At 64.9% G+C, this 22,049-nt stretch carries 27 protein-coding genes; 13 read left to right on the forward strand and 14 right to left on the reverse strand.

The window, feature by feature from the left end:
• Window positions 1–121 precede the first annotated feature (121 nt).
• Both M2428_RS06900 and M2428_RS06905 read right to left on the reverse strand, forming a co-directional pair.
• Window positions 122–739, reverse strand: coding sequence for a PadR family transcriptional regulator (locus tag M2428_RS06900; RefSeq protein ID WP_277525050.1), 618 nt, complete (start codon window positions 737–739; stop codon window positions 122–124).
• Between the two features lie 153 nt (window positions 740–892).
• Window positions 893–1,807: an alpha/beta hydrolase gene (locus M2428_RS06905; RefSeq protein WP_277525052.1), complete on the reverse strand. Its 915-nt coding sequence runs from the start codon at window positions 1,805–1,807 to the stop codon at window positions 893–895.
• A 127-nt stretch (window positions 1,808–1,934) separates the two neighbouring features.
• On the opposite strand from M2428_RS06905, the gene M2428_RS06910 reads away from it, so the two are divergent.
• Complete coding sequence (locus M2428_RS06910) at window positions 1,935–2,477, forward strand: Chromate resistance protein ChrB (protein WP_277525054.1); 543 nt, start codon at window positions 1,935–1,937, stop codon at window positions 2,475–2,477.
• Window positions 2,474–3,673 carry an MFS transporter gene (locus M2428_RS06915; RefSeq protein WP_277525056.1) on the forward strand — a complete coding sequence of 400 codons (1,200 nt, stop codon included), beginning with the start codon at window positions 2,474–2,476 and terminating at the stop codon, window positions 3,671–3,673. Before M2428_RS06910 ends, M2428_RS06915 begins: the two co-directional genes overlap by 4 nt.
• Before the next feature lie 31 nt (window positions 3,674–3,704).
• Here the strand turns inward: M2428_RS06915 and M2428_RS06920 are convergent, their stop codons facing one another.
• The 7 genes from M2428_RS06920 to M2428_RS06950 all read right to left on the reverse strand — a co-directional run bounded on the left by M2428_RS06920 (window position 3,705) and on the right by M2428_RS06950 (window position 9,178).
• A complete protein-coding gene (locus M2428_RS06920) occupies window positions 3,705–4,808 on the reverse strand; it encodes a cation diffusion facilitator family transporter (RefSeq protein WP_277525058.1) in 1,104 nt (367 codons plus the stop codon).
• Window positions 4,805–5,182, reverse strand: a complete 378-nt coding sequence (locus M2428_RS06925) for a metalloregulator ArsR/SmtB family transcription factor (protein ID WP_277525060.1) — start codon at window positions 5,180–5,182, stop codon at window positions 4,805–4,807. The genes M2428_RS06920 and M2428_RS06925 overlap by 4 nt, the downstream gene beginning before the upstream one ends.
• Window positions 5,183–5,225: 43 nt before the next feature.
• Complete coding sequence (locus M2428_RS06930; protein WP_277525062.1) at window positions 5,226–5,762, reverse strand: DinB family protein; 537 nt, start codon at window positions 5,760–5,762, stop codon at window positions 5,226–5,228.
• Window positions 5,763–5,790: 28 nt separating this feature from the next.
• Window positions 5,791–6,213, reverse strand: coding sequence for a low molecular weight phosphatase family protein (locus M2428_RS06935; RefSeq protein WP_277525064.1), 423 nt, complete (start codon window positions 6,211–6,213; stop codon window positions 5,791–5,793).
• Window positions 6,210–7,640: an FAD-dependent oxidoreductase gene (locus M2428_RS06940; protein WP_277525066.1), complete on the reverse strand. Its 1,431-nt coding sequence runs from the start codon at window positions 7,638–7,640 to the stop codon at window positions 6,210–6,212. Before M2428_RS06940 ends, M2428_RS06935 begins: the two co-directional genes overlap by 4 nt.
• Before the next feature lie 230 nt (window positions 7,641–7,870).
• Window positions 7,871–8,293 (reverse strand): arsenate reductase ArsC, encoded by a 423-nt coding sequence (locus M2428_RS06945; RefSeq protein ID WP_277525068.1) that lies wholly within the window; start codon window positions 8,291–8,293, stop codon window positions 7,871–7,873.
• Window positions 8,294–8,503: 210 nt separating this feature from the next.
• Complete coding sequence (locus tag M2428_RS06950) at window positions 8,504–9,178, reverse strand: helix-turn-helix domain-containing protein (RefSeq protein WP_277525070.1); 675 nt, start codon at window positions 9,176–9,178, stop codon at window positions 8,504–8,506.
• Between the two features lie 46 nt (window positions 9,179–9,224).
• Between M2428_RS06950 and M2428_RS06955 the strand changes: the two genes are divergently transcribed.
• Genes M2428_RS06955 through M2428_RS06965 form a run of 3 tightly spaced genes read left to right on the forward strand, consistent with a single transcriptional unit; the run spans window position 9,225 to window position 10,879 of the window.
• Entirely contained in the window at window positions 9,225–9,977 is a 753-nt protein-coding gene (locus M2428_RS06955; protein WP_277525072.1) for an MIP/aquaporin family protein, read from the forward strand.
• A 30-nt stretch (window positions 9,978–10,007) separates the two neighbouring features.
• Window positions 10,008–10,358, forward strand: coding sequence for a metalloregulator ArsR/SmtB family transcription factor (locus M2428_RS06960; RefSeq protein WP_277525074.1), 351 nt, complete (start codon window positions 10,008–10,010; stop codon window positions 10,356–10,358).
• A gap of 35 nt (window positions 10,359–10,393) precedes the next feature.
• Entirely contained in the window at window positions 10,394–10,879 is a 486-nt protein-coding gene (locus M2428_RS06965; protein ID WP_277525076.1) for a GNAT family N-acetyltransferase, read from the forward strand.
• Between the two features lie 93 nt (window positions 10,880–10,972).
• Here M2428_RS06965 and M2428_RS06970 read toward each other — a convergent pair whose 3' ends face one another.
• Window positions 10,973–11,611 carry a MerR family transcriptional regulator gene (locus tag M2428_RS06970; protein ID WP_277525078.1) on the reverse strand — a complete coding sequence of 213 codons (639 nt, stop codon included), beginning with the start codon at window positions 11,609–11,611 and terminating at the stop codon, window positions 10,973–10,975.
• Window positions 11,612–11,682: 71 nt separating this feature from the next.
• Here M2428_RS06970 and M2428_RS06975 point away from each other — a divergent pair, with 71 nt between their 5' ends.
• Entirely contained in the window at window positions 11,683–12,159 is a 477-nt protein-coding gene (locus tag M2428_RS06975) for a DUF4188 domain-containing protein (RefSeq protein WP_277525081.1), read from the forward strand.
• A 20-nt stretch (window positions 12,160–12,179) separates the two neighbouring features.
• Here M2428_RS06975 and M2428_RS06980 read toward each other — a convergent pair whose 3' ends face one another.
• Window positions 12,180–12,410: a zinc-ribbon domain-containing protein gene (locus tag M2428_RS06980; RefSeq protein ID WP_277525084.1), complete on the reverse strand. Its 231-nt coding sequence runs from the start codon at window positions 12,408–12,410 to the stop codon at window positions 12,180–12,182.
• 28 nt (window positions 12,411–12,438) lie between these two features.
• Complete coding sequence (locus M2428_RS06985; RefSeq protein ID WP_277525085.1) at window positions 12,439–13,152, reverse strand: TetR/AcrR family transcriptional regulator C-terminal domain-containing protein; 714 nt, start codon at window positions 13,150–13,152, stop codon at window positions 12,439–12,441.
• 272 nt (window positions 13,153–13,424) lie between these two features.
• Here M2428_RS06985 and M2428_RS06990 point away from each other — a divergent pair, with 272 nt between their 5' ends.
• Window positions 13,425–13,682: a hypothetical protein gene (locus tag M2428_RS06990; protein ID WP_277525087.1), complete on the forward strand. Its 258-nt coding sequence runs from the start codon at window positions 13,425–13,427 to the stop codon at window positions 13,680–13,682.
• 257 nt (window positions 13,683–13,939) lie between these two features.
• The gene (locus tag M2428_RS06995) at window positions 13,940–14,092 is read left to right on the forward strand and encodes a hypothetical protein (protein WP_277525089.1); all 153 of its coding nucleotides are present in this window, start codon (window positions 13,940–13,942) and stop codon (window positions 14,090–14,092) included.
• 17 nt (window positions 14,093–14,109) lie between these two features.
• Here M2428_RS06995 and M2428_RS07000 read toward each other — a convergent pair whose 3' ends face one another.
• Together M2428_RS07000 and M2428_RS07005 are read right to left on the reverse strand one after the other, a co-directional pair.
• The gene (locus M2428_RS07000) at window positions 14,110–14,973 is read right to left on the reverse strand and encodes a PhzF family phenazine biosynthesis isomerase (RefSeq protein ID WP_277525091.1); all 864 of its coding nucleotides are present in this window, start codon (window positions 14,971–14,973) and stop codon (window positions 14,110–14,112) included.
• A gap of 116 nt (window positions 14,974–15,089) precedes the next feature.
• Window positions 15,090–15,467 carry a MarR family transcriptional regulator gene (locus M2428_RS07005; protein ID WP_277525093.1) on the reverse strand — a complete coding sequence of 126 codons (378 nt, stop codon included), beginning with the start codon at window positions 15,465–15,467 and terminating at the stop codon, window positions 15,090–15,092.
• An 84-nt stretch (window positions 15,468–15,551) separates the two neighbouring features.
• Between M2428_RS07005 and M2428_RS07010 the strand changes: the two genes are divergently transcribed.
• The 5 genes from M2428_RS07010 (at window position 15,552) to M2428_RS07030 (ending at window position 21,984) form a co-directional block, all read left to right on the forward strand.
• Window positions 15,552–17,030 carry an MFS transporter gene (locus tag M2428_RS07010; protein WP_277525095.1) on the forward strand — a complete coding sequence of 493 codons (1,479 nt, stop codon included), beginning with the start codon at window positions 15,552–15,554 and terminating at the stop codon, window positions 17,028–17,030.
• A gap of 471 nt (window positions 17,031–17,501) precedes the next feature.
• Window positions 17,502–19,100, forward strand: a complete 1,599-nt coding sequence (locus M2428_RS07015; RefSeq protein WP_277525097.1) for a glycoside hydrolase family 68 protein — start codon at window positions 17,502–17,504, stop codon at window positions 19,098–19,100.
• Window positions 19,101–19,375: 275 nt separating this feature from the next.
• Window positions 19,376–20,974, forward strand: coding sequence for a glycoside hydrolase family 32 protein (locus M2428_RS07020; protein WP_277525100.1), 1,599 nt, complete (start codon window positions 19,376–19,378; stop codon window positions 20,972–20,974).
• A gap of 216 nt (window positions 20,975–21,190) precedes the next feature.
• Window positions 21,191–21,457, forward strand: coding sequence for a hypothetical protein (locus M2428_RS07025; RefSeq protein WP_346780727.1), 267 nt, complete (start codon window positions 21,191–21,193; stop codon window positions 21,455–21,457).
• A 56-nt stretch (window positions 21,458–21,513) separates the two neighbouring features.
• Window positions 21,514–21,984, forward strand: coding sequence for a pyridoxamine 5'-phosphate oxidase family protein (locus M2428_RS07030; protein ID WP_277525102.1), 471 nt, complete (start codon window positions 21,514–21,516; stop codon window positions 21,982–21,984).
• Window positions 21,985–22,049: the final 65 nt, after the last annotated feature.

Raw genomic sequence — 22,049 nt, forward strand, 5'->3', positions numbered from 1 at the left:
CATCATCGCTCTTTTCCCGCTGCGGGGTGTGGCTATAACTATAGAGTTGCCGGGGTCATTTCCGGGAGGGACCATTGGCAGGGGTCAGGGCCAGAAAAGGGGGCTGCCGTAAACGGCGGTGTCAGTCGGCGAGGATGCGGTAGAGGGCGCGGCGGGTGTCATCGATTACTTCCATCGCGGCATTGCGTTGTTCCTCGGTTGCCGAGAAGCGGAACTGGTGGATGACTCCCATGAGCTTTCCCACGCTCTGGTGAAACGCCGGCCCGGATCCCTGAGGATCGGTGTTCCACGCGTTCCCCAGCTCCTCGGCGTGATCGGCCACATAGGCCTTGCCCGCGTCCGTGAGTGTGAACTCGGTGCGCCGGCCGTCACCCACGGGCGCGATCAGCTCTTCATCAACGAGCTGCTGGAGCGTCGGGTAGACGGACCCCGGGCTCGGACGCCAGGCTCCCGCCGTCTTATCGGCAATTGTCTTGATCAGGCCGTAGCCGTTGGACGGTGATTCGGCCAGGAGGGAGAGAATCGCCGAACGAACATCGCCCCTGTTGGCCCGCCGCGAACCGCCGGGACCGAAACCGGGACCAAATCCGGGTCCGAAACCCGGTCCGAATCCTGGCCCAAACCCGCGGCCCGGCCCGAAACCGCCGTGTCCGTGGGGTCCGCGACGGCTCCTGCCGCGCCCGAAGCGTCCCAGCGCGGGTCCGCCGTCCGTGAATTTGTCGTCGTGAATGCCTTTCATAGCGGCATCGCCCTTCCATGTCAGTTGAGTTTCCCTGGTTGTCGCCGATCAATCGGCGATAATTAACGATATATCGGTAAGTATCGCCGGTCAATGGTCAATCCAACTGGATATTCGTTGCCACGGGCAGGGGGCCAGCCGCCGTCGGACACGTCAGGGAGACCGCAGGTTTTCGAGCAGCCGTTGCACCTGCTGCGGCCGCTCGAGGTTCGCGAAGTGGCCGCAACGCGGGATCGTCACCGTCTGGACGTGCGGGATGATGCTGGCCAGCCGGACCAGGTCGGACTGAGGCGTGAATACATCGCGGTCCCCGCGGATCGCCAGGGCGGGGGAGCGGATGCCGCGCCACTGGCCAAAATCGTAGTGCGCCGCGGCCCGGGCTGCCGCGGCGAAGCTTGCCGGCCGGGCGTCGTCGCCGAGCCCGCGGAGCACCCCGGCGGGGATGGCTGCGGGTTCTGCGAAGAATGGCGACATCAGCGGTCGCATCACAGGGGTGGCCCCGATTGCACGGACCAGTGCCGACCCTGCCGGACCCAGGACCGCCATGGAGCGCATGGCCAGCAGCATGCCAACAAACGCCGGGAACGTGAACAGGCTGCGCAGTGGCCTGCGGGCCGCCCCGGAAACGCCGAATGTGGTGGCCGAAATGGTGGCCACGCTGGCGGTCCGTTCGGGCTGCACCGCGGCAATGTGCAATGCCAGGAAGCCTCCCATGGAGTGGCCCACCAGGTTCCAGCGCCGGTAGCCGAGTGAGGTCAGCACCTCGGTGACAGCCCGTGCCATCGCCTCGATGCCGAAATCTTCCAGCCGGGCACCCGTGGTGGATTCACCCCAGCCCGGAAGATCGATCAGCACCCGGTCGTGTGCCGAGGCCGCGGGAAGCAGTGCCCGGAAGGTAGTCCAGGATCCCGCGGCGCCATGAAGGTAGACATCCGCTGTGCCGGACGCCGGACGCCGGCCACCGGTACCCTGCTGGAGCCGCACCGTGCAGGGACCCAGCTCCGTGGGAACCACCTCCCGCCGCAGCGGGGCCTTTCCCGTGGCGGCGGTTGCCTGCTGAACCCTCATGGTCACCTTCCGGTCGTGGTCTCTGAAAGTGATTCGGAGCGGCAGGGGTAACGGACCGGACGTGCAGGCTTAAGACCGGAATGCCGGTGCATCCACCGTGGATGTAGCAACCGTTACAATTAAGCATGTGACTCAAAATGCTGAAGTTTCCTGGCTTGTCCTGCTGGTGCAGGTGCCGTCGGATCCGTCCCGATACCGCGTGGCGGTCTGGCGGGAACTGCGTCGATTCGGTGCCGTCCCCATCGGCCAGGGCGCCTGGACTGCGCCTGATGTTCCTGCCTGCCGGGCGGGTGCAGAAAAGGCCCGCGAACTGGCCCGTGCAGGCAACGGCGACCTGATCCTGCTGACGACCGGTTCCGCCGATGCTGATGCCGCCAAACTGCGTGCCCTGTTTGATGCGGCCCGGGGCGATGAGTGGGCCGAGTTCGTCGCGGACTGCGGGAAATTTCGGGCGGAGATTGCCCGCGAAATTGCGAAGCAGAAGTTCACGCTTGCCGAGCTCGAGGAGGAAGAGCAAAGCCTGGATCGGCTGCGGCGGTGGTTCCGCTCAATCCGGGGCAGGGACGTCTTCGGCAGTCCGTCGGCTTCCGGCGCCGAAGGGAGCCTGGCGGACTGCGTTGTTGCGCTGGAGGAATTTGCTGGACTGGTTTACCAGGAGCTGCACTCGTGAGCCAGTCTCCGCCGGTGCTCGCCGCCCGGTCCTCCTCTGTCCCGTTGTACGCCGCAGGGTTTGTGACGGCCTTCGGCGCGCACAGTATTGCCGCTGGCATGGGTGCCCAGAGCGAAAACATCGGGCTGACACTGCTCAACCTGGGCATTCTGCTCGCCTTGTACGACATCTCTGAGGTCTTCCTCAAGCCGGTCTTCGGTGCTCTCAGTGACCGCATCGGCACCAAGCCTGTCATCGTTGGAGGCCTTTTGGCCTTTGCCATGCTGTCCCTCATAGGCCTATGGGGAGAGGATCCGCTCATGCTGGGACTGGCCCGGCTCGGGCAGGGCGCCGCGGCTTCTGCCTTCTCCCCGGCGTCCTCGGCCATGGTGGCGCGCCTTGCTGCGGGAAGGAACGCCGGCGCCTACTTCGGGCGGTACGGCTCCTGGAAGAGTCTCGGATACGTCATCGGGCCGATGCTCGGCGCCGGCCTGATTTTCGCGGGCGGTTTTCCGCTGCTGTTCGCCGCCCTCTCGGCGCTGGCGGCAGCCGCCGCGGTATGGGTGATTGTTTCCGTGCCGCATCTGGAACCCCTGCCGCGCCAGCGCTACACCGTTCTGGACCTGGCTCGGCAGATCACGGAACGGCGGTTCTGGATCCCCACACTGGTCTTGGCAGCCTCGACCGCCGCACTCGGCGCGGCGATCGGGTTTCTTCCCGCCCTGGCCACGAGGCACGGCCTCGACGCTCTCGCCGGAACGGCGGCAGTCAGCATCCTGGCAATCGCCTCGCTGCTTACCCAGCCCCGGATAGGCAAGATGCGTGACAACGGCAGCATCAGCGACGCACGGGGCATGACATCAGGCCTCCTGCTGACCGCGAGCGGCATCGCACTCCTGGCCCTGGCGCCCGGGCCGGTCACCATTTACCTGGCTGCCGCGGCGATCGGCATCGGCGTCGGCGTGGCCACTCCACTCGGCTTTGCCCACCTGGCGGATACCACTCCGCCTGAACGCATGGGCCGCACCATGGGCTCCGCCGAACTCGGACGCGAACTGGGGGACGCTGGCGGCCCGCTGCTGGTGGGAGGCATCGCCACACTCATCGGCCTGCCCGCCGGCCTCGGAGCCCTTGCAGTCCTGGTTGCAGCGGCCAGTGTTCCCCGACTCGCCCGCAGAGGGCCCGGGACGCCGGTGGGTGCCCCCCGCCGGAACTGATTGTTCGCCCCGACAGCCCGTGGCGGCAGCGTTATCCGTGGCTCGGCGGGTGGTGTCCTCCGGCCGGCCCTGCCTGGGCGAACGTGGGTACGGTCGTCACGGATCCCACGTTCGGGAGTGCGTGGCGGGTGGCATGGTCGATTTCGTCCTGGATGCTGGCAAGTTCCCCTAAAGCGGTAATCGCTGTCAGCGGGATGGAGACCTCGACGTGAAGCCGGTGGCCGGACCAGCGCAACCGGGACGTTGCGCCCTCGGGGGCGTGGGCGGTGACAACTGCTGCCAGGCGCTCCGTCAGGTTCGGGTCGACGCCGTCCATGAGCCGGCGCCCGATGTCGCGAATGGTTCCCCACAGCAGCACTGCGATTGCTGCCGAGATGAACAGCCCCACGATCGGGTCCGCGAGGGGGAATCCGAGCCAGATGCCGACGACTCCGGCGACGACGGCCAGTGAGGTGAAGCCGTCGGTGCGGGCGTGAATGCCATCGGCGACGAGCGCGGCGGAGCCGATCCGTCGTCCCACGCGGATCCTGTAAATCGCGACGAGTTCGTTGCCGGCAAAGCCAACGAGCCCGGCGGCGAGCACCCAGCCCAGATTCTGGACCGGCTGGGGTTCAAAGAAGCGGCGGATGGATTCGACGGCGGCCACGACGGCCGAGAGTGCGATCATCGCCACGATGAACAGCCCGGCGAGGTCCTCGGCCCGGCCGAAACCGTAGGTAAACGTCCGGGTCGCGGGGCGGCGTCCGAGCAGGAACGCGATCCACAGCGGCACGGCGGTCAGGGCATCGGAAAAATTGTGGATCGTGTCCGCCAGCAACGCCACAGAGTCGCTGATGAGGACGATGGCCAGCTGGAACAGTGAGGTGGCCCCCAGCCCGAGCAGGGAGACCTTGACGGCGCGAATGCCCTGGGAGCTTGTCTCCAGGACTGAGTCGATCGAGTCGGCCGCGTCATGGGAGTGGGGCACGAAGAGCTCCTGCAGCCACCCCTTGAACCCGGTCGCGTGAACGTGCCCGTGCGGGCCGTGGTGATGGTCGTCGTCGTGAGGCTGAAGGCCGCCCTTGTCTGCGCCATGTCCAGAGTGACTGTGCGGGTGCGGGTGGATATCGTGGCCGGGATGCGTCGGCCGGTTCATGCGCCGGCCTCCGTCTTCAGACTGTGTGGAGCGGTGGTGTGATGCGGAGCTGTGCCAAGGGTGTGTTCGGCCTGGTGAATGGCGTCGGCCACGAGCTGCCAGGCGTGCCCGTCCTGCAGGCGGTAGTAGACCTTGGTGCCTTCCTGCCGGGTGGCGACCATGCGCGCCAGCCGCATCTTGGCCAGATGCTGGGAAACCGCAGCCGCCGATTTCCCGGCTTTTTCAGCGAGCACATTGACGGGCAGTTCGCCGTGGCGCAGGGCCAAGATCAGCCTGACCCGGGTGGCATCGGCCAGCATGGCGAAAACCTCAACCGCCAGCTCGACGTACTGGCTGTCCTCGGTCAGCGTGCAAGCATTGCTATCTGCATTCATACGCAGATACTTACATATAGCGGCGGCGCTAACAAGACGGCTGTCAGTCGTCGTCCCTTTGATGCCGAAGGCTCAGCTGCTTGGCGTGGAAGTCGAAATGACGTGTCGGGTAGGCGTACACATCGTTGAGTGTCATCAGCGGTGTGAAGAAGGGGTCCCACCTGTCGGGGAACGGCATCGACCTGGCGAGCGACTGGGAGCTCTCGTGGCCGAGCCGGCGGGAGAGTGCAGCGATGGTCTTGTCCAGTTTCCGGCCCATCCTGCGTCTGTTGTAGACGAGGGCGGCGGCCCGGGAACCCCAGTAATTCACCGCGTCAAACGGACGAGTGCCTGCGTTGAGGGCGGCTGCAAATGCTCTGCCAGCCGGGCGGGGGAGCCGGCAGACTACGTTGACGAGCGGAACCAGGGCGCGGACCACCATGTAGCCGAAGACCATGTGGAAGAGCAGCTCCTCGTTGGTCCAGCGTGTCCCGTCGGTTTTGCGGTGGAGTTCTGCGGGCGCTGCGCCCTGCAGCAAGGCGTCGAGGTCGTGGAGGGCGCGGCTGTACCCGGCCAGGATCTCGTTCGTCGTCGGGTTCACGATGGGCGCTCCGGCGTCGCGGGTACGGTCAGTTTCCAGTGAGTTCCGCGTACAGTTTCTGGACTCGGGCCTTGATGTCGTCCCGGACCAGGCTCATGCGTTCCATGCCTTCGATGCCGCGTTCGGAGGGCTCGTCCGTATTCCAGAACTCGAGCCGGTTGCCCTCGCGGGGCTCGACTTTAGCTTCGGTGCCCAGGACGATGACGACGTCGGCCGCGTCCAGGACGTCGTCAGTGACGGGTTTGGGGTGTTCGCCGCTGATGTCGATGCCGAGCTCTGCCAGGGAGTCCACGGACTGGGGGTTCAGCGATTCGGCGGGCTTGGTCCCGGCGGAGTGCACCGTAACGGTTCCGTTGGCGAGCTGTTTCATGAGTCCGGCGGCGAGCTGGGATTTTCCGCCGTTCTTGCTGCAGACGAACAGGACGCTGGGTGTTTTCGTGATCTCGGTCATGCGTTCGATTCTTCCTTATCGGAGCTGGGGCTGCTGAGCAGTGATGCGGCCAGTTGGCTTTCGCCGGAGCGTCCGTGGGACAGACCGGTGGGGAAGCCGACGAGCACCGGCTCCGTTGTCGCGCAGCACGAGGACTCTGATATGACAGCGGCGGCTGCCGGGACTTCGCAGCTGGTGCCGGCGTCGGAAGAGCAGACCCCAGTTTCGGGGAGTTCGAGCTCAAGGGTGTCCGCGGCTACGCGGTCACCGGCCAGGGCCGCGGCGACGGAACGGACCTGTTCGTAGCCGGTGGCCAGCAGGAAGGTCGGCGCCCTGCCGTAAGACTTCATGCCGACGATGTAGAAGTCCTTGTCCGGGTGGGCCAGCAGTGCTGCGCCGTGCGGGGGGACGGTGCCGCAGGAATGGAATTCCGGGTCGATGAGCGGGCCGAGTTCCGTGGGTGCTTCGACGGCCGCGTCCAGGTTCAGCCGGAGTTCACGCAGGATGTCCAGGTCGGGGCGGAAGCCGGTGCAGGGAACCACGATGTCGGCCTCGAGGGTCCGCCCGTCCACGGATTCGACGCTCACGTGCGAGACGAGGGATTTCAGCGAGCCGATGCCGAAGCCGGTGTGCAGTTCGATGGTTCCGGCCTCGACGAGGCGGCGCAGGCGGGCACCGAGCTGGCCGCGGGCGGGCAGCCCGTCGGCATCGCCGCCGCCGTAGACCTTTTCTGCAGACGCGCCGCGGACCGCCCAGAGGATCCGGGTGTCCGGTTCGTCCTTGGCAAGGTCGGCGAGGCTGATCAGGGTGTTGGCGGCGGAGTGCCCGGCGCCGACGACCAGGACACGGCGTCCGGCGAACGAGGCGCGCTGCCGGCCGGTGACGTCCGGCAGTGGCGAGGAGATCCGGTGCGCGGCGGTGTCTTCTCCGATGGCGGGAAGCCCGGAGGTACCCAGCGGGTTGCGGGTGGACCAGGTGCCGGAGGCGTCAAAGACCCCGGCCACGGTGTAGTCGCGGGTTTCTCCGTCCACGTGCTCGACCCGGACGACGAACGGTGTGCTCTCGCGGTTGCGGGTGTGGGTCTTGTCCATGCCGGCGCGGGTCACGGCGATGACCCTGGCACCGGTTTGCAGCTTCGAGCTGATGGCCGGGAGCGCGGCCAGCGGGGCGAGGTAGTTGTCGATGAGTTCCCCGCCATAGGGCAGGGCCGTGGGCCGGGGCGATTCCCAGCCGTCGGCCTCGAGGAGGCGGACGGCGGCGGCATCGATGTTGAACCGCCACGGGGAGAACAGCCGGATGTGGCGCCACTGCTCGATGGCGGCACCCGCAGAGGGGCCCGCTTCGAAGATCAGCGGCTCAAGGCCGCGTTCGAGCAGGTGGGCCGCGGCGGCCAAGCCCACGGGGCCGGCACCGATCACTGCAACGGGAAGGTTCTTCGCTGAATCCATTGGTGTCCTCTTTCATCCGTAGTGGTGTTGCGGTTCTGTCGGGAGGTGCCTGCCGGTCCCTTGTGGGGCGCCGGCAGGCTGCGGACGTACTGCTCAGCAGCAGTCCGGGTCGTTGTCGCAGCAGTCCTGGCTGGTGTCGGCGCAGGTCGAATCGGTGCAGCAGTCGGTATCCATTCAGCTCACCCCCTCTCTGTTCGACGTCAGGCAGGTCTCCTGGTGCTCGATACGGGTTACTTGGCGACGGGCGTGAGGGAGGCGATCAGGTCCTCGATGCGGGTCTTGATCTCGTCGCGGATCGGGCGGACGGAGTCCACGCCCTGCCCAGCCGGGTCCTCCAGAACCCAGTCCTCGTAACGCTTGCCAGGGAAGTAGGGGCATTCATCGCCGCAACCCATCGTGATCACGACGTCGGAGTCCTTCACGGCCTCTGTGGTGAGGACCTTGGGGATCTCGGCGGACATGTCGATGCCGAGCTCGGCCATGGCCTCAACGGCGGCCGGGTTGACCTTGTCGGCAGGCTGGGACCCGGCCGAACGGACCTCGATCCGTCCCTCACCGAGGGCGGTCAGGAAAGCAGCGGCCATCTGGGAACGGCCGGCGTTGTGGACGCAGACGAACAGAACGGACGGCTTCTTGGTGATTTCGATGCTCACGGGGCTTCTCCTGGAATCGGTTCGGTGACGGGTTAAGCGGTCTGGTTGAGGTCTTTTCACTCGCTCCTGCAGCGCCCATCCAAATATTGATAATGATCGATACAGTGAGTATCAGGCCATAGATTGATGATTGTCAATCTTTACGAGGGGACTGCGGAAGGGCCAATTGTTCTTGGCGGAAAGTGAGTTCGTTAATCGGCGGCCCCGGGACTAGGCGGCCAGCACTCTCGGCGCGAAGTCGTTGATGCGGTGGGCGATGTCAGTGAACGCTTGTTCGAAGGCCTCGTCGGTGCCCAGGCGCAATGGATCTGGGACCGACCAGTGCACGCCACCAAGGCCGGTCAGCTCCTCATGGGCGTTATCGCACACGGTCACGATGAAGTCCCCCTCGCCCGCCACCTGATCCAGCTTGCGTGGGCGGAGGTCTGCGAGGTCCACGCCGTGGCGCCGTGCGACGTCAATGGCGCCTTGGGCGATGCGTTCCGCGGGATGCGTTCCCGCCGACGTCGAGGGGATTTCGCTGACCTGCTGCCAGAGTGCGGCGGCCAGCTGGGACCGTGCACTGTTTCGCGTGCAGACGAACAAGACGCGACGGGCCCCGTGTTCGGCCCCCGGGACCAGGCCCTCCAGGGCATCGGCGGCAAGCCGGATATAGCTGCGCCGCCGGTCGGCTTCGGAGCGGTGACGGTTTGCCAGCCCGGCCTCTTCCAGCGCGCGCAGATGGTGGGAGAGCAGATTTGATGGCATTCCCAGCTCTGCCTGCAGCTCCGTCGGGGAGAAGTCGCCCAGGGTCAGCAGGTCAACGATGCGTAGCCGCGCAGGATCGGCGAGGGCCGCGTGCTTGGCTACCCGCGCCCGGAAACCGTCTGCTGCCTCAATATTCATTGGTTCAATTTTGACTGAGTTAATTCTTTCGGTCAAGCTGTTTGCCATGACTTCCAACCAGCCGCCGCTGTGGCGCCGTGCCGTCACCGAACTGCTCGGCACCAGCCTGCTCGTGACAATCGTCGTCGGCTCCGGGATCGCCGCACAGCAGCTCTCCCCCAATGACGTTGGCCTGCAGCTGCTCCAGAACAGCACCGCCACGGTGCTGGGCCTGACGGTGCTGATTCTGGTGCTCGGGCCCGTGAGCGGCGCACATTTCAACCCCGTCGTCTCCCTCGCCGACTGGTTCCTGGGCCGACGCGGCGGTACCGGATTGACCCTGCCGGGGCTTTGCACCTACATCGTTGCCCAGACCGTGGGGGCAGTCAGCGGCAGCGTGGTCGCGAACGCCATGTTTGAGGTGGGCACCTCCATTTCCGTCAAGGAGCGCGCAACCCCGGGACATCTACTGGGTGAGGTTGTCGCGACCGCGGGGCTTATCCTGCTAATTTTCGCCCTGGCTTCCACCCGGCGTGGCGTACTCGCCGCCCCGGCGGTGGGTGCCTACATCGGCGCTGCATACTGGTTCACGTCCTCGACGTCGTTCGCGAACCCGGCCGTGACGGTGGGCCGCATCTTCAGTGACACCTTCGCCGGCATCGCACCGGCCTCCGTTCCGGGATTCGTCGTGGCGCAGCTGGTCGGGGCGACAGTAGGCCTTGGCCTCCTCCTCATCCTCTTCCCCTCCGCGGCCCGCACCGCGGACGACGTCGTTCTGGCGCACAGTGCGGAAACTGCCCGCCCGTCGTCGATACATTGATGATTATCAATATCAGGGCATAATGGGTACATGACATCGCTGCCTATCCTCGATCCGGCCACGGATGAATCTTGCTGCGCCCCGGCAGGAATGCCTGCCCTGAGCGCCGAGGACGCCCAGCAGAGGGCTCTGGTTTTCAAGGCGCTGGCCGATCCGAACCGGCTCCGGCTGCTCTCCATCGTCAAGGCCGGCGATTCCGGCGAGGCATGCGTCTGCGACCTCACCGAACCCCTGGACCTGGGCCAGCCGACGGTCTCCCACCACCTGAAAATCCTGGTCGAGGCCGGGCTGCTGCACCGCGAAAAGCGCGGCACCTGGGCCTACTACTCCCTGGTGCCCGGGGCGCTCGAGCAGGCCGCCGGACTCCTGGCAACCCTGTGACGGCGCCAGAACAGTCTGCGGTCAAGATCCGCTCTATGCGCGAGGGCGACTGGCCAGCCGTCCAGGGGATTTACCGCGAAGGAATCGCCACCGGCCACGCCACTTTTGAAGCAGACGTGCCGGACTGGGAACGCTTCACCAGTTCCCGGCTCCCCGGCCACCGTCTGGTCGCCGAGGCGCCCGGGGGCGCGATCCTTGGCTGGGCAGCCGTCTCCGCCGTGTCCGCGCGGCCCGCGTATGCCGGCGTGGTGGAACACTCCGTCTACGTCGCCGAAGAAACCCGCGGCAGGGGAATCGGAGCCGCACTGCTTCAGGCCCTGGCGGCATCGACCGAGCAATGCGGGATCTGGACCATCCAGGCCAGTGTCTTCCCCGAAAACGAAGCAAGCTTGAAGCTCCACCTCGCGAACGGATTCGCCGTCGTCGGCCGGCGGGATCGCATCGCCCGCATGAGCTACGGCCCCAGCGCGGGGCAATGGCGGGATACGGTGCTGATCGAGCGGCGCTCCCCGGTCATCTAGTACGCCAGGCAGCGCACGCCGGATGGCGGCGATGAATCCGCGGAGAAGTTAGGCGTCCTCAGCCTGCCTGCCAGCGGGGTTCGTCCCCGGAAGCTATTGCGCGCCGGACTGCCGGGGGGACTCCGTGCCGCCGAGCAGCTGGAAGGATGCGCTTTGCTGGGCAAGCCGGCGCATGGCCAGGAGTACCGGTTCCATCAGGAGCGTCCCGAGAATCACGTGCTGCATCGCGGCCTCGGCCGAATCCGTGGGAACACTTTCGACGTCGGCCTCCGCGATGTCCTGCATTGCCGCGGCATAGCGGTCCAAGAGCGCCGCCGGCGCATCGAATCCCGCCTCCGAGAGCCCGTGCAGGGCCCTTACCAGGGCGGCCTGGGTATCGCGGTCGCATGTCTCTGCGCCCCAGCCCCAACGGTCCAGGAGCGTTTGTGCCGAGGAGAGGTCGACGTCGTCCGGCGCGGTCCGGGTGACCGCATGGTGCGCGATGCCGAGCAGATCGTGGCCGGACTCCGGCGGGTTTTCCAGGCCAAGCAGTACCTCGCGGGTGGCGCTGACGCTGAGCCCGGCGGTGCCAATGAGTGCCCGGATCAGCTTCAGCCGCCGCACATGCGAGTCGTCGTAGCGGGCCTGGGTCGCGGAAGTCAGCACGCCGTCGTGAAGCAGTTTCTCCCGGAGGTAGTACTTGATGGTGGCCACCGGAACATCCGTAGCCGCCGCCAGTTGTGAGATGCGCAAGGTTTCTCCTTGACTTAGATAGTGGCACTCGCCAATATTGGGGAGTAACGGTATCTAGTTAGGAGAAAAGTATGGCACGCATCAATGCTGGACGTTTCACCCACCGCCATTCCGGTGATTTGGTGGTCTTCCTCATCGGCATGCGCATCAACAGTCCCTGGCGTCCGGATCTGTGGCTGCCGGTGTTTTTTGCTATGCCCCGGATGCTGACCGAACTCTTCAAGGAGCCGGGTTCCGGCCTTCTTGGTTTTCGATTTGCCCTCGGAGCCGGCGGGCCGGTCATCGTGCAGTACTGGGACTCGCTGGACAAGCTGTATGCGTACGCGAGTGCGCCCGAATCCGAGCACAGGCCGGCGTGGACTGCCTTCAACCGCCAGGCAAGAAAGGCCCCCAAAGCCGTCGGCATCTGGCACGAGACATTCCAGGTGAGCCGGGCCGAGAGCATGTACGTCTCGATGCCTACCGAGGGTCTCGCGCAGGCCACAGAGCTAGTGCCCGTCGGGCCCGGAAGCCATCGCGCGAAGGACCGGCTGTCTAAGCCCCGCTGATGATGCCGCGCCGGCCCTTCCTAGCCTAGGAGCATGTTTTTCTGCCGCGGCTTCACAATCGAGTTCTGTCCGCAGTTGGAGCAGGTGATGTTGAAGGCTTTGGAGGTCGTGAAGACGGGGATGAAAAACAGGGTGAATTTGGTGGCGCGTTCTTGCAGTCGATGCTGGACGAATTGGTGGCAGTACTGGCACGTTGCCATCCGTTCGGGAAGGCCGCGCAGCGCCGTCTTGAGGCCGAGGAGGAGAAACATGGCGGATCCTTTCAAGGGAATTTCCGGATCAAGGTTTGGCCGAGGCTCCCGGTAGCGGGAGGTGGGCTGCCAGGCCCGAAAGCAGGATGTTGATTCCTTCATCCAGTTCGGCCATCCCGTCGTAGTCGGCAAGGACAGGGGCGAGCGCGCGGAGGCGGGGGAAATCCTTCGGTGGCAATCGGTGCAGACCCAGGCGGAGAAGGGCCTCGTTTTCGTCGGGGTCGACGACGAATTCCTGCAGTTCGTTGAGGATGTGCCCGTAGAGGTATCCGTAGTAGGCGCGGTAGACGTGCAGGGCGTCAACAGGTGCGAACCCGGCGTCGATCAGCAGGGACAGGATCTGCTCCAGCGGCCGCAGCGTTCCCAGCGGCCGCAGGCCCAGCGGTGTTGAAAGGGGGCGGGTCACGAGGAGGGGCACGACGTTGGGGTGCCGGAGCGCCAGGAGCCGCAGATCGTGGGCAATGCGCCGGAGCTGCGCCTGCCAGTCGGGGTCATCGGGAATGATGGCCAGTTCATTCAGGACGAGTTCTGAGACTCCGTCCAGAAGTGCCGCACGGTTGTCGGCGTAGCGGTACAGGCTCATGGGATCCCGCCCGAGTTGCTGCCCGAGCCGGCGCATGGTGAGGGCGTCGAGCCCTTCGGAGTCCACCAGTGCCAGCGCCGCGGACAGCACAAGCTCCCGGCTGAGCCGGGTCTTCTTGGCGGGCGTCGGTGGGGGCACCGGATGCTCTTCGGGCGACATGGCGTTCCGTTCGGCTCGGTGTGGACTAGTCACATTTCAAGGTAATTAGCTGGTTGCTTAATGTGTAGTCTACGCCTACAGTCTACATTGTAGAGAAGTTGTTTTGACTGGTTCCGCAACACGTGGACTCCCAGCTCAACAGCGCTTTATCCCCGGATCTGCGGTGACGCAGCAGTCCGGGGTTATGCTTCAGGGCCCCGTGCACGGCCTGGATGCTTAGCTGCTGTAGCCACATGGCGGCACAAAATGCACCGCGAGGAAGCGAGCCAATCATGGCAACTTCTCAATACGACCAATTCCTGCAGGAAGCCACCACCCAAGACCCCGCATCCGACCACGCCCTGGGCAGGGACTGCCTCTACGGCCTGTACACCAGCTGGTGCTTCCTTAGCCAGGCCACGCCCCGACCCGAAGATGCCTTCTGGGCGGCCATGAAAGAGATGCAGATCCATCCCAAGCGCAACGGCCTCCGCATGAAAGGACCGGCCGCTGCGGACTACATCCTGGCCAGCTACCCGGGCTTGGTCTGACCCGGATGACAATCACGTCAAGCACGTACCTGCCCCGGGACGCCCACCAGCCCCGAGGCCGCCGGCCATGGTGCGCGACATGCGACACAGACCGCCACCTCCTCCTTGACTCCGTCACCACGATGAATCCGCAGCGGGAAACCCTCGCGGCCGCCATCAGCTGCACAAACTGCGGCAGCTCGCACGTGATGGCTACCACAGCGGCATTTCTCGCAGCCATCCCGGGTCTGTATCCAACTAGATATTAGGGGCACGCCGTGACCAACCACAGCACACCCACCGCCGCGCACTCCGCGGCCCACAATCACCAACCCGGGCTTATGGACATGGATCTGTCCCCGCAGGGACTTGCGGACGCCCCGGCGAACGAAATCGACGCCGACAGCCTCGTCTACACCGGCAACAGCTAAACGAGTCAGTTGTTGCGTTACGCGGCGGGAATCCGGACGGCCGTGCCGCTGACCACTATTCCGCCGGCAGCGGGAATGTCCACTGTCAGTAGGCCCGGGCGGCCGACGTGCCGTCCCTGGTGGATCAAAACCCTCGCCGGGGGCTCGACCAGGCCCAGGATTCGCAGGTAGGCGCCCACCGCCGCCGCGGCGGCCCCTGTTGCGGGGTCCTCGGTGATGGCTCCCACGGGGAACAGATTCCGGGCTTCGAATTCACCATCTGCCATCCGGTGCAGGACGGCTACCGTTGCGGCCCAGCCCTGAGCGTCCATGAGCTGGCGCACCGCCTCCGGCTCAAAGCCAAAGGAATCGAAAAGGTTGCGGTCGGCAAGGACCAGCACCGGATGCCAGTTCCCCGAATACGCGATCCGCGGCGGATAGGCGGGGTCGAGATCCGCCAACGCGACGCCGATCAAGCCGAGCAGTTCAGCCAGGACGTCGTCGTCGAATGCGGCCAGCTGTGGCTCCACGGCGGTGAACGACGCGGTGATGTCGGCGCCGTCGCCCGCTGTTGCGATGACGACGGGGCCGACAGGGGTGTCGAAGGTGAAGGATCCTGCCCCGTCGCGTGCGCTCAGCGCAACGGCCAGCGCAATCGTCGCATGGCCACAGAATGGCACCTCCGCGATCGGCGAGAAGTACCGAACCCGGCTCCGGCGCGGATCCCCGTCGACGCCGGGCTCCGTCACAAAGGCGGTTTCGGCGTACCCGACGGCGGCCGCCACGGCCAGCATTCCGGCATCGTCCATGTGGCTGGCATCCAGGACCAGGCCGGCAGGATTGCCGCCGTAAGGCGTCGTGGCAAAGGCCGCATAACGGAGGACTTCGGGGGAGTTTTCCATACCCCGATCCTCCCATGTCCAGCCGCCGCGGCAGCGGTGATCCCGTAACGCTGGGACGGGAAATGCGGTCACGGTTGGTTTCGCCCGGCCGCGCGTTCCTCACCGTTCGAAACGGCTCAGGCGAGGTTTTCCTTGAGCAGGGCGCGGTGTTCGATCGCGGCTTCCCGGTGGAGTGCCCGGCCGGCGTCAGTGAGTTCCAGAAAGAGTGAGCGCCGGTCATCTTCGCAGGAGTGGCGGGAAACGAGTCCGGCCTTGTCGAGCCGATCCACCACCTTGGACATGGCGCTCTGGGTCATGGGGGTGCGCTCACCGAGCTGCTTCATCCGGCACGCTGCGTCTTCGCTTTCGGCCACGAGATCCAGGATTTCAAACTCGGTCAGGCCGATGTTGAAGCGCGACTCCAGGGCGCGGTCGATCGCCCCGGCGGTGCGGAAGTACGTGGTCTGGATGCTGCGCCATTGCTCAACCAGCTGGCGGTCCTGCGGTGTTGCCATGCCCAAATTCTAGTTCATGACGAATTAAAAGTCCACGTCATAATATTCCTTGTCATTCAATGACGTGTCATATAAGTTGGTGTCATGACCTCAACTTCCACTCTTGAAAGACCTGCCGGCGAACGGCTTACTCCCGTCCGCTGGACGCGTGCGCAGTGGATGCTTCTCCTGGTCCTGTGCACCGTTCTGGCGCTCGACGCGCTGGACGTATCCATGGTCGGCGTGGCCCTGCCCTCGATCGGCACCGAACTCCGTCTGGGAACGGAGTCGCTCCAGTGGATCGTCTCCGCCTACGTGCTCGGTTACGGAAGTCTGCTCCTGTTGGGCGGCCGGATGGCGGACCTCCTCGGCCGGCGGCGCATCTTCCTGATCGCGCTCAGCGTCTTCGCCGCAGCTTCCTTGCTCGGCGGTCTGGTGGATGACCCCGCCCTGCTGATCGGCACCCGCTTCCTCAAGGGCCTGGCTGCCGCGTTCACCGCTCCCGCCGGTTTCTCCATCATCACCACCAACTTCGCGGAAGGCCGCGAACGCAACCGCGCGGTGTCCATCTTCACCACGTTCGGCGCCAGCGGTTTCTCGCTCGGGCTGGTGGTCGGAGGCCTGATGACGGCCATGAGTTGGCGCTGGACCTTCCTGGTCTCGGTACCGGTGGCGGTCGCCGTCGTGCTTCTTGGCCTGAAATACATCCCCCGGGACAACGCCGCCAGCAGGGCCGAAGGCAGCAATCAGGACAGCGGGCATGACCTCTGGGGCGCCGTCACCCTCGCCGCCGGCATGCTGGGCCTGGTGTACACGCTCGTTGCGGCGCCCGGGAACGGCTGGGGATCTGTGGCAACTATCGCCGGATTCGTGGCCTCCGCAGCGGTGCTGGCAGCCTTCGCGGTGATCGAGAACCACGTCAGGCACCCCTTGATCAGGTTCAGCATCCTCAGGGAAGGTTGGGTGGCGCGGGCGAACCTCAGCGCCGTGGGGTTGTTCGGCTCATATTTGAGTTTCCAGTTCATCCTCACGCTCTACCTGCAGTCGGTGCTGGGATGGAGCCCCCTCGGCATGGCCCTGGCGCTTCTTCCCACGGGCCTGCTGGTGGCCTCGAGCGCACCTTTCGCGGACCGGCTCATCGACAAATTTGGCGCCCCGCTGCTGATCCGGACCGGTTTGGCCTCGCTGGCACTCGGCTATCTCCTGTTCCTGCGGGTAGGCACCTCGCCGAACTACGTGACGGACATCCTACCCTCAGTTCTGCTGCTGGGCGTCGGCTTCGCCCTGGCCTTCCCGTCAATCAACGTCCAGGCCACCGCGGGCATCCGGAATGCTGAACAGGGTCTGGCGGCCGGCCTGATCCAGACCAGCACCCAGGTGGGCGCCGCACTGGTTCTCGCCGTCACCACCGCCATGGTCAGCGGTCACGGGAACTCGTCCGGCGGGGGCGCCAGCGTGGATGCGGGGGCAATGCTGGAGCAGTATCGCCCGGGCCTGATCCTGAGCGCGGCGGTGGCACTAGCAGCCCTGCTCATCGCCGCGGCGCCCACACGGAGCCGGAAACGGGTGGCAGCAGCTCACTGAACCGCCTGGTCGTGACTTCCAACCAGAGCCCTTGGCCTAGGCCGAGGGCTCTGGTGCGCCGTGCCCGAGCCGCCGTGCTGGGCTAAACGGCGAGCGTCTACGGAGCGACAAGCCGGTGAACGGCCGGCAACTCAAAAAATAAAGCATATTTTTTTGAAACATTTGACTCAAAATCTGAGTCATGGCACGCGCGCGCAAAATGTTGTGCAAGCGCTTACATGGCTCACGTTTTGGGCCTCTTTCGTGTCGGAAATGTGGTTTTGAATCCTCGCCAGCACTGTCTACGGTGATGAACGTCCGGGAAATCAGAACCCTCCCGGGCCACCAGGCGGGGCCCTACCGAGGTCCCGCCCCTCGACACGATGGCGTCCTCGATGACGCCTGCGGTGTCAGCGGGGCTGCCGGAGTTTCGGGGAATGAGGGCATACGCCCGTCTTCCACGAATGGTCTCACTCCGCGAGAAGAGCAAAAATGCACGAGCACCCCAATACACACCGGAAGCTGCGGTGGCGTTCTGTCGCCGCAGCACTGGCGGCGGCCGTGGCGGCCTCCGTCTTCCTTTCCGTTCCGTCGGCGCAGGCAAACACGCCCTCGGATCCGCCGAGCAGCGGGGAGATGCCGGCTCCGACGCCCGGCTTCCCCCTGCCCACGAAGCACACCCAGCAGTCGTTCGATCCCGCCGCGGCCTTCACCTCCAAGTGGACGCGTGCGGATGCCAAGCAGATCATGGCCCAAAGCAGCACCGCCGTGTCCCCGGGCCAGAACTCCATGAGCCCTAACGTCACCATGCCGGAAATCCCGCAGGACTTCCCGGCCATGAACGACGATGTGTGGGTTTGGGACACCTGGTCCCTGACCGACGAGAACGCAAACCAGATCAGCTACAAGGGCTGGGACGTCATCTTCTCACTCGTTGCTGATCGCCACGCCGGATATGGCTTCGACCAGCGGCACTGGAACGCACGGATCGGCTATTTCTTCCGCAAGACCAATGCCGACCCGGCCAAGGATAAGTGGAACTACGGCGGGCACCTGTTCCTGGACAACACCTCCATCGGCAACACCGAATGGTCCGGTTCCACCCGTCTCATGCAGGGCAACCACGTCAACGTCTTCTACACGGCAACCACGTTCTACGACGTTGCCGAGCGCAACGCCGGCGGCGGCGGCATCGCCCCGGATGCCGTGATTGCCAAGGCGCTGGGCAACATCCACGCGGACCAGAACGGCGTGAGCTTCGACGGCTTCGAGCACACCAAGCTCCTCGAGCCCGACGGTGTCATGTACCAGAACAAGGCGCAGAACCCGGGCTTTGCCTTCCGGGACCCGTACACGTTTGCGGACCCGGCCCAGCCCGGCAAGACCTTCATGGTCTTCGAAGGCAACACCGGCGGCAAGCGCGGCGACTACAAGTGCAAGGACGAAGACCTGGGCTACCAGCCCGGCGATCCGCATGCCGAATCCACGAACACTGTGAACACCACCACCGGTTCATGGTTCCAGACCGCCAATGTCGGCCTGGCCGTCGCGGACAACAAGGACCTGACCAAGTGGCACTTCCTGCCGCCGATCCTGTCCGCCAACTGCGTCAACGACCAGACCGAGCGCCCGCAGATCTTTATCCAGAACGAGGGCGGCAAGAACAAGTACTACTTGTTCACCATCAGCCACCAGTTCACCTACGCTGACGGAATGCGTGGCCCCGACGGCGTCTACGGCTTCGTGGGCAACGGTGTCCGTTCCGACTACCAGCCGATGAACAACAGCGGCCTGGCTCTGGCTTCCCCCACGGACCTGAACATGCCGGCCAACGCGCCCGAAGGACCGAATCCCCTCCAGAACGGCCGCCAGTTCCAGGCCTACTCGCACTACGTGCAGCCCGGCGGTCTGGTGCAGTCCTTCATCGACAACGTGAACGGTGTTCGTGGCGGTTCCCTCTCGCCCACCGTGAAGATCAACTTCCGCAACGGAGTTTCGGCAGTTGACCGCACCTTCGGCCAGAACGGCCTGGGCCCGTTCGGGTACCTGCCCACGAACCTCAACGTCGGCGGTGCCGGCCTTTACAAGTAGTCAGTAGGCAGTCATGAGGCGGAAGCGCCCGGAATTCCGGGCGCTTCCGTCCTTCGCATATACAGGCCATAGATGGGGCGGGATGGCTTCCGCCAGAACCAGGAATGTTGAATCATGAAAAACCTCGTACGCCGGCTGAGGCTGAAAAATTGAATCCATTTCGACGGCGGCGACCGCCTCAGTGGCGGCCTGCCGTTTCTCTCGCCAAGCGGGTCGGCAGACGTGTCGCAGAGTTGCTCTCTCCCGGATTGCTGAGCCGCCGGACGATCTGGATTGTGGTGGCAGCAGCGGCCGCGGCTGTTCTTGTCGCGGTGGCGCTGATCCCTGCGGCGGGGCCCCGTCCGGGCGCCCAGAGCCAGGGCGCCCAAGGGCAGGCGGAGCAGGCGCATTCAGCTTTCGACCGGCCCGAGGGTGCATCCGAGTTCCGGCCGAGCTATCACATCACGCCCGGGAAGAACTGGATGAATGATCCGCAGCGTCCCATCCTGCTGGACGGCGTGTGGCACTACTACTACCTCTACAACGCCGGGTACCCGACGGAGAACGGCACCGAGTGGTACCACCTGACAAGCACAGACCTCGTGCACTGGAAGGACGAGGGGGTGGCGATCGCCAAGTACAAAAACGGGCTGGGCGACATCGAGACCGGAAGCGCCGTGGTGGACCACGATAACTCGGCCGGCTTTGGCAAAGGAGCCGTCATCGCGGTCATGACTCAACAGGACCAGGGCATCCAGCGGCAATCCCTGTTCTATTCCACCGACAACGGGCACTCCTTCACCGCGTATGCGCAGAATCCGGTCATGGAAAATCCCGGCGAGCCGAACTGGCGGGACCCGAAGATCATCCGCGATGACGCCCACGGCCAATGGGTGATGGCCCTGGCCGAAGGCGAGAAAATCGGCATGTATACCTCGCAGGACCTGAAGAACTGGCGCTATGCTTCGGGCGTCGAACGCACCGGCCTGGGCGCTCTCGAATGCCCGGATCTCTTCCAGTTGGATTTGGACGGTGATCCGTCCAAACGGACCTGGGTCCTGGCCGCCAGCGCGAATGGGAGTGAAGAGGGATTTACCACGGGCGTTGCCTACTGGACTGGCGAGTGGGACGGAACCCGATTCACCCCGTCCGGTGAGCCGCATCAGTGGCTCGACGCCGGCTCCGACTTCTACGCAGCCGTGACGTGGGATGATCCGAGACTTACCGAAGGCCAGCGGATGGCCTCCCGGCACGCCATCGGGTGGATGAACAACTGGGCATACGCCCGGCAGCTGCCCACCCGGGACTGGCACGGCGGCGCCGACTCCATGGTGCGCGACATACGGCTGCAAACAATCGCGGGAAAGCCGACCCTTGTGTCCAACCCCTCCGCCGCGATGAAGTCCCTTGAAGGCACGGTGGCAACAACCGGGCAACGCCGAGTGACCCAAGACGGCGCAGGACAGTTGCCGGTGCCGGAGGGCGGGGCGTACCGGCTCGATGTGACTCTTGAGCGGACGGCGGACGACGACGGATCCGAAGCGAGGATCGAGCTCGGAAGCGGCGGGGGAACGTTCGCGACGGTGGGATATGACTTTGCCGACGAATCGGCATTTATCACTCGAGATGCCGACGCTGCCGCCACCGGCAAGGCCGAACTCAGTCCGGAATATGGGGCATCGCGACGGGCAGTCAGCCCAGCGCGCGACGGGAAAGTGGAGCTGTCGATTTTCGTCGACTACAGCTCGGTGGAGGTCTTCATCAACGGCGGGGAAAAGACCATGACCTCACTCGTTTTCCCCACCCCGGGGACGCCGAGCATCAAGGCCGTCACGGCCGGGGGCACGCTGACGCTGAAGTCCTTCAGCTACAGGCGGTTGGCCTCCACACAATGACCGGTGGAGCAACACTTCTCTTGGGCGGATTCCACCGGAACGGGGCTAAGACTTATTAGGTTTTGTCATGTTGACGGACGGTTCATTCGACCCCGGAACACGTAGGGTTGTCAGCATCGACGGTCCGTATCCGGTCAGCCCGATAGCATCGCACGCATTCCCCTGTCAGCAAGAGCCCGACAGGTTTTTCGTTGAACCGATGCCTGAGAGGCAGCAGTGACTAATATCCACATCAAAGAACAATGGAACCGGCTCGATCCGACCACCCAGCAGTGGCTGATGGATAACCCAGGATGCGTGGTCCTGCCCCGCACCCTGACGGCAATTTTCAACAAGGAAACGAGCGAAAACGCCGACGTCGACATGCATGGCGAAGCCGTGCTCACCGACGAGGACAGGGAGTTCATCCTGGTCAAGGCGCGCGAAGCCGAAGCAACAGGAGGTCGTGCGGACTACCGCTTCTTTGATTCCGCCCAGCCCTAACCCCATCCCCGGAATGTCCCTATCCAGGGGGAGGCCGCGGGCGTATCGTCGGCAACATGACGGATAAACCATCAGCACCAGAGACGGAAGTCCTCGAATCCCACCAGTGCTGGGACCTGCTGCGTCGCGTATCGGTGGGCCATCTCGCCGTCTGGATGGGAGACCATCCCGACATCTTTCCCATCAACTACAAGGTCGATCACGGAACCTTGGTCTTCCGAACAGGAGAAGGAACCAAACTTCAGGCCGCATTGGGAGAAACCCCCGTTGCGCTGGAAGCTGACGGTGTCGATGCGGAGTCCGGCGTCGCGTGGAGTGTGGTGGTGAAAGGACAAGCCACCGCCATAAGTTTGGTCGAAGATGTCCTCGACACCGTTGGGCTGTTCCTCTTTCCGTGGGAAGCCGGCCGCAAAGACCACTTCGTCCGAATCGTTCCGACGTCCGTCACCGGCCGCCGCTTCACCGTCACACCCCCGCTGACCTGGTGGAGCCCCCTGGACGACGCGACCCGTGCTGGGTTCGAATGACCTCCCACTGGTGTCTCCCAGGGGACCCGTGTTCCGGGAGCTTGTCGATTTGCTCTGAAGTCAGG

The organism is Arthrobacter sp. ES3-54, assembly GCF_029504395.1.
Lineage (GTDB): Bacteria > Actinomycetota > Actinomycetes > Actinomycetales > Micrococcaceae > Arthrobacter.